Here is a 5,148-nt window from a genome sequence, read left to right on the forward strand (position 1 = left end):
CTCCAGCTCCGGGCAGCGTTCCCGGATTCCGACCAGCAGGGCCCGGATCGCCTCTTCGCTGCGGCCTTGGTAGGAGAAGAAGCAGGTCTGCTGGCCGAGACGGAAGTGGCGCACCCCGGCGTCGTAGAGCTGCCCGGCCTCTGCCAGGACGTCCTCGACCGTGCGGTGCGCGACTGTCGGTGCTTTCCCCGGCTCGTTGCAGAAGCGGCAGAACGCCTTGCGGGTACAACCGCGGTACAGCTCCAGTTCCGCCACCGGATCCCAGGGCATCTGCTCGACGAGGCCGGTGAACGAGGAGCGGTCCGCCTCCAGTTGCCCGTAGGGGGCGGGCGTAGTGCTGCCCAGGCTCAGGCCGCCCGAGGTGACGGTGTGGGTATGGACGGCGTCGAAGAGTCCGGCCCAGGAGGCTGCTTCCGACAGCGCCCAGGTGGCCATCGGTCCGAGCAGGAAGCGGCGGCCCCGTACGCAGGCCATCGCGCGCGCGATGTCGTCCTGCGAGCCGTTGACGGCATGCAGGTGCACCGACGGGACCTTGTCCCCCGCCACCACGACCACCATGTCGGCGTCCCTCAACAGCTCCACTGCCTTGTCGCGGTTCACGGTCGCCGAGTACGTCAGCCGGTCGCTCAGCGGCGGCTCCGCCAACGGGCGGCCGCCGGCCAAGCACCAGCGGACGTCGTCGATCGTCACGTACTTCACCTCGGCGTCGGGCCGGACCCGGCGCAGGGCCGCGTAGGCCTGCCGCACGTAGGCGGACAGGTACGGCGGGACGCCCAGGCCGCTGGGCTCTACGGTGTAGCAGTCCAAGATCACCACAGGGGCGGTCACAAAGACTCCTCTCCAGTACCAGCTGATCGGTCCGGGCGGCCCGCCGACGCGAACGGCCCGCACGCCTGGCTCACGCGAACCGGCATCCGCAGTCGTGGGCACCCGTGTGCTGAGAGATCCCGAACATCCTTGTGCAGAGCGCTGGTTGGGGTGAATGGGAAGTTCAGTCAAATGCTGAGTGCCCGCGCCGGGAAGAGGGGAAGATGTAATCCTCCGTAGTCCCGCGTAGTCCAGGGACGGGGTGACCGCGATGACGCGCACGCCGCACGCTCAGCACCTCGCGTACCTGATCCGTGAGGCATGCCTGCAACGTGGCTGGGGGCCAAGCCGCCTGGCACGCGCCGTCGGACGAGCCGAGGGCAGTGGGCCCGACCGATTACAACGTCAGTACGCCCGTAAGTGGATGACCGGCGAACGCACACCCGACTACTGGTGGCCCTACGTCGCTCGCGTCCTCGAACTCGATCCCGACGCCAGAGGCGTCCCGCAACCGCCAACCCCCACACCGGCCCACGCCGATACGGTGGATTCAGTCATCCAGCTGGGAAGGAGCGACCTCGAGGTGGACCGCCGGAAGTTCCTCACCGCGTCCAGCGGCTACGCCCTCGCCGCCCTCGGCCTGCCCGACCCCGACAGCATCACCCGCCGCGTCACCAGCACACCCGCCGCAGCCGTCCGAGTCGGCCGTGGCGAAGTCACCGCCATCAAGATCATGGTGAAGAGCCTCGGCGACTCCGCGTCGGAGCTCGGCGGCGGCCACGCCCGCCACCTCGCCGTGCGCTACCTCACCGAAGATGTCGCCCCCTGGCTGAACGGCACATACACCGAGGCCACCGGCAAGGAGTTGTTCGCCGCTGCCTCCCAGCTCACCCATCTCGCCGGCTGGATGGCCCAAGACGAAGGCGATACTCCCGAACTCCAAGGACTCGCCCAGGGCTACTACGCCCACGCCTACCGTCTCGCCGATGAAGCAGGCGACCCCGAGCTCGCCGCCACAGCCCTGCGCGGTCTCGCCGTACAGTGCCTCGACCTGGGCGGCCACGCCGAAGCAGTCCAGCTCAGCGAGGCCTGCGTTGCCTACGGCCGCGGCATCGACAACCCACGCGCCGTTGCCTACTACAACGCCACCCTCGCCAACGCCGCCGCCCAGGACAACGACCGCCACCTCGCCTCCAGGCACCTCTCCCTCGCTGAAACTGCCATCGCAAGGCCTCCCGCCGGCTCCGTCGACTCCTGGGCGGCCCATTACTCGCCCGGCCGCTGGGCCCACGAAGCCGGCATGGTCCACAACCGTCTCGGTGATCTCACGGCCGCCAACGAGCACCTCCGCCTGGCCCTCGACATCCACGGGCTTGATCGCCGCCGCACCAGAGCGATCGTCACAGCTGACCTCGCCGGCGTCCTGCTGCGCCAAGGGAACACGGATGGGGCACTGTCCACGTGGTCCGACTTCCTCGACTGCGCCGAAGGCATCCGCTCCATCAAGGTCCGCGCCGCTGCTCAAGACATGTGTGTACGCCTGTGTCGCTTCCCCAGCCTTCCCAAGGCAGCAGACCTCAGGGTTCGGGCCGCAGCCCTCGCTTGAGTTCGCCTGGGGCGGCGCGGGCCGTTCCCGCCATGGTCCGCCTGGTGACTCGCGTGAAAGTGCCCGGGCGGTTCGAGTGGAAGTGTCCAGCTGAACTACCGAGGACGATCACGGGCGCGGAGACGGCCGCAAGGCATTCACGCCGTCGGCTTCCGCGCAGGTCAGCTGCCGCGAGAGGCGTCATCGACGGCACCGTCCTCCATGTCCCGGACGCGGGCCGTGTCGGCGGGCCCGGCGGTGACACCGTAGAAGCCACCGAAGGCCTCGACGCCGCGCTTGCCCTCCAGTTGGGCGAGCAGCGCCGCGGCTGCCACGCCGCGAGCCAGTTCACTCGCGGTCCGGACCACACGGTTCTGCGTGCGCCCCGACCGAGGACGACCATCGCTGAACTGGATCACGTCCCCGTTCTCGCCCAAGCTGCCGCCAGCGCGCTCGGCTTCACCACGTAGCCAATTCTTGGCCTGCTCACGAGAATGACCCCATTGCCTGAGCTTGTACGCGATGTCAGCGCCACATAGTGGAACGGCGAAATCCAGGAAGAGCCGCAGCTCATCAACGGCATTCAATGGTTCAGGCTGGCGCATAGAAATATCTCCTAGGACGCAAAGAGTTGGAAACCTGAAAATAGGCCTAAAGAAGTGGCTGGGTTCCAGGGGAAAGCGAGCAAGAGGCGTCGGTCGGAAAGATGCCGTCACGATCGGGCCACACGGCCTGCCAGTACGGCACGGCGATCTCCCAGCCGTACACCGCCCGCAGCATCGCGAAGGGATCCAAAGACTCCACGGGGCGCATGAGCAGTTGAAATCCGTTCGCAAGAAGCCCGTCCAGCACCTCACCGGCTACTGGACCAGACGATCCGGCGAACCGCTCCACGGCGGAATGGAGTACGCCCTGCATGACCCGGACGTCCAGGCCGGCCATCACGAACTCGTGACCTAGAGATTCGTGCAGACCGACGGTGTAGCAATAGGCAGCAGAAATTTCATCAGCAAGCACCGACTGAACGGCGAACCCGTGTTCCGCGATTACGGCCCGCAGTTGAGCAACATATGCCGTCATGAAATCTGGCGGGCATACGGGGCAATCCCCATCCCCGCAAGAATCGTGAGGGCGGCCCTCCGGCAAGACATTGGCCGCAGCATCGGGCGTGAAAGCGATATCGCGGACGACCAGCTGGGACAGATCACCGTCCGGACGGCACGACTCCAGAGCCGGAAGATCGATAAGGCCCCACTGGCCCTGTGACAGGTCACCCTCCAGGCACGACCATCCGTAAGCCTGGCCGGTCGCGTCGTCGACCTCCACGACGTACCACTCACCCCCGGCGGAGAAATACCGGAGGCCGACCACCCTGTGCTCGTGCGGCTCCAGGACCGTTGCCCACAGACCCGGGATCTCGGCCAGTTCCTCCGGATCCGGGTAGAAGCTGTGGCCGCGCTCCTCGCGCCACAGCTCGGGCGGCCGCGTCCTGACCGGAGCGCCCCGATGCGCAGAGTGATCGGGATCGGGCTGGGCTCGGAAGACGGCCTGCTCCACATCGGGGTGAAAGATCGACAGCTCTTCGCCGTCCCAGCGCACGGTGTACGCCTCCAGGTCACCGGGCAAAGAACGCAGTTCGGGGACGGTCTCCATCGCCCTGAGGAAGAGGGCGATGAACAAGTCTTCGTGTCCTCCGGCGTCGGCGGCGACGGTGGTTCGCTCCCAGGGGTGCCCGAGGGAGCGCATACGGATGTCCGCCATGTTCAGATCTCCAGTGAATCGTGGGGTGGGGAGGCCGACGAGGGCCTGGCCGAGGGCGTGCGTCGTCGCCGGGGCGATCGCAGAGCGGTGGCGCTGCGCGATCGCGCTCATCACGGGCCATCCGGCCTCGACGGGGGGGAAGGGGAAGTGCCCAGGATCAGGAGCCGGACGACTGCCGCGCCTGGTACTCGCCCACTACGGCGAGGATTGCGACGCCGAGCAGGTCTGCCCCCTCGCCCGCCATCCAGTCGCCGATCGTCGCTTTCGGGCTGCTGCTGAGCCGCTGGATGAGCTCGTGCACGCCGACATGCGGAACGCCCTCGGCGTCGCAACCAGCCTCGAAATGCCCGTACTTGGGGACGTACGCGTGGTAGTGCCCGTCGGCGCTCCAGTGAGGGTCCTGCCACAGCTCGAACACGACGTTCGGGGCGTCCTCCTCCAGCCGTGCGGCGACCTCCTCGCAGAGGCCCAGTGCGGCGTCCCGGGCGCGGTAGACCTGCCCCAGCGTGAGTGTCTCGGCGGGACCACGCTCATACTCGCCGCGGAGTTCGTGCTCCCGCATGAGGTCCAGAAGCGCGACGACCTCGCCAGCGGGAGCCGAATGGATGCGGAGCTGCAGATCAGCAGACACGATTCTTCCTAGGGTCGAGCGCCACGGCGGGCGCGCATGAAGAGGGGGCAGCACCGCGCGCGTTGTCGGCAGCGGTGAAGCAGAGGGGCCTCGGCCGACGCACCTGCGGGGAGTGGGACCGGGCGGCGTTTGGTGTGTGGGCGGCTCTTTGGCCGTCCGGCGTGACGTCGAGGACCTGGTTGAGGGCAGCCGTCAGAGCTGCGATGCCTCACGCCGCCAGCTGCGCGTCTCGGCGCGGCGAGTCAGACGGCGGAACCAGGGCCCCTTTTCGCCCTCATCGCTGTACCGGCCTGGCAGGATCTTGCTCCCCACGGAGCCGGTCCGAGCGTTCTTGACCTTGCGACGCCTCGCGGGACGCTTGTTC

General features: G+C 67.8%; 4 protein-coding genes and 1 pseudogene. 1 reads left to right on the top strand and 4 read right to left on the bottom strand.

The genetic code is table 11. The features are described 5' to 3' along the window. Positions 1-828, bottom strand: a pseudogene (locus tag ABZ281_RS36955) (radical SAM protein); the annotation flags it as partial. A gap of 403 nt (positions 829-1,231) precedes the next feature. Between ABZ281_RS36955 and ABZ281_RS36960 the strand changes: the two are divergent. Next, positions 1,232-2,413, top strand: coding sequence for a tetratricopeptide repeat protein (locus tag ABZ281_RS36960; RefSeq protein WP_356662416.1), 1,182 nt, complete (start codon positions 1,232-1,234; stop codon positions 2,411-2,413). A gap of 161 nt (positions 2,414-2,574) precedes the next feature. Here the strand turns inward: ABZ281_RS36960 and ABZ281_RS36965 are convergent, their stop codons facing one another. The 3 genes from ABZ281_RS36965 to ABZ281_RS36975 are packed head-to-tail and all read right to left on the bottom strand — an operon-like array spanning position 2,575 to position 4,784. Beyond that, positions 2,575-2,997: a hypothetical protein gene (locus tag ABZ281_RS36965; protein ID WP_356662417.1), complete on the bottom strand. Its 423-nt coding sequence runs from the start codon at positions 2,995-2,997 to the stop codon at positions 2,575-2,577. Positions 2,998-3,043: 46 nt separating this feature from the next. Beyond that, on the bottom strand, positions 3,044-4,264 hold the full coding sequence (locus tag ABZ281_RS36970; RefSeq protein WP_356662418.1) for a DUF4262 domain-containing protein: 1,221 nt from the start codon (positions 4,262-4,264) through the stop codon (positions 3,044-3,046). A 46-nt stretch (positions 4,265-4,310) separates the two neighbouring features. Then, positions 4,311-4,784, bottom strand: coding sequence for a hypothetical protein (locus ABZ281_RS36975; protein WP_356662419.1), 474 nt, complete (start codon positions 4,782-4,784; stop codon positions 4,311-4,313). Positions 4,785-5,148: the final 364 nt, after the last annotated feature.

Source organism: Streptomyces sp. NPDC006265, assembly GCF_040613555.1.
Lineage (GTDB): Bacteria > Actinomycetota > Actinomycetes > Streptomycetales > Streptomycetaceae > Streptomyces.

Bases quoted from the DNA above. Each gene is read 5' to 3' on its own strand.
- ABZ281_RS36960 (WP_356662416.1), top strand. From the start codon at position 1,232: ATGACCGGCGAACGCACACCCGACTACTGGTGGCCCTACGTCGCTCGC.
- ABZ281_RS36965 (WP_356662417.1), bottom strand. From the start codon at position 2,997: ATGCGCCAGCCTGAACCATTGAATGCCGTTGATGAGCTGCGGCTCTTC.
- ABZ281_RS36970 (WP_356662418.1), bottom strand. From the start codon at position 4,264: ATGAGCGCGATCGCGCAGCGCCACCGCTCTGCGATCGCCCCGGCGACG.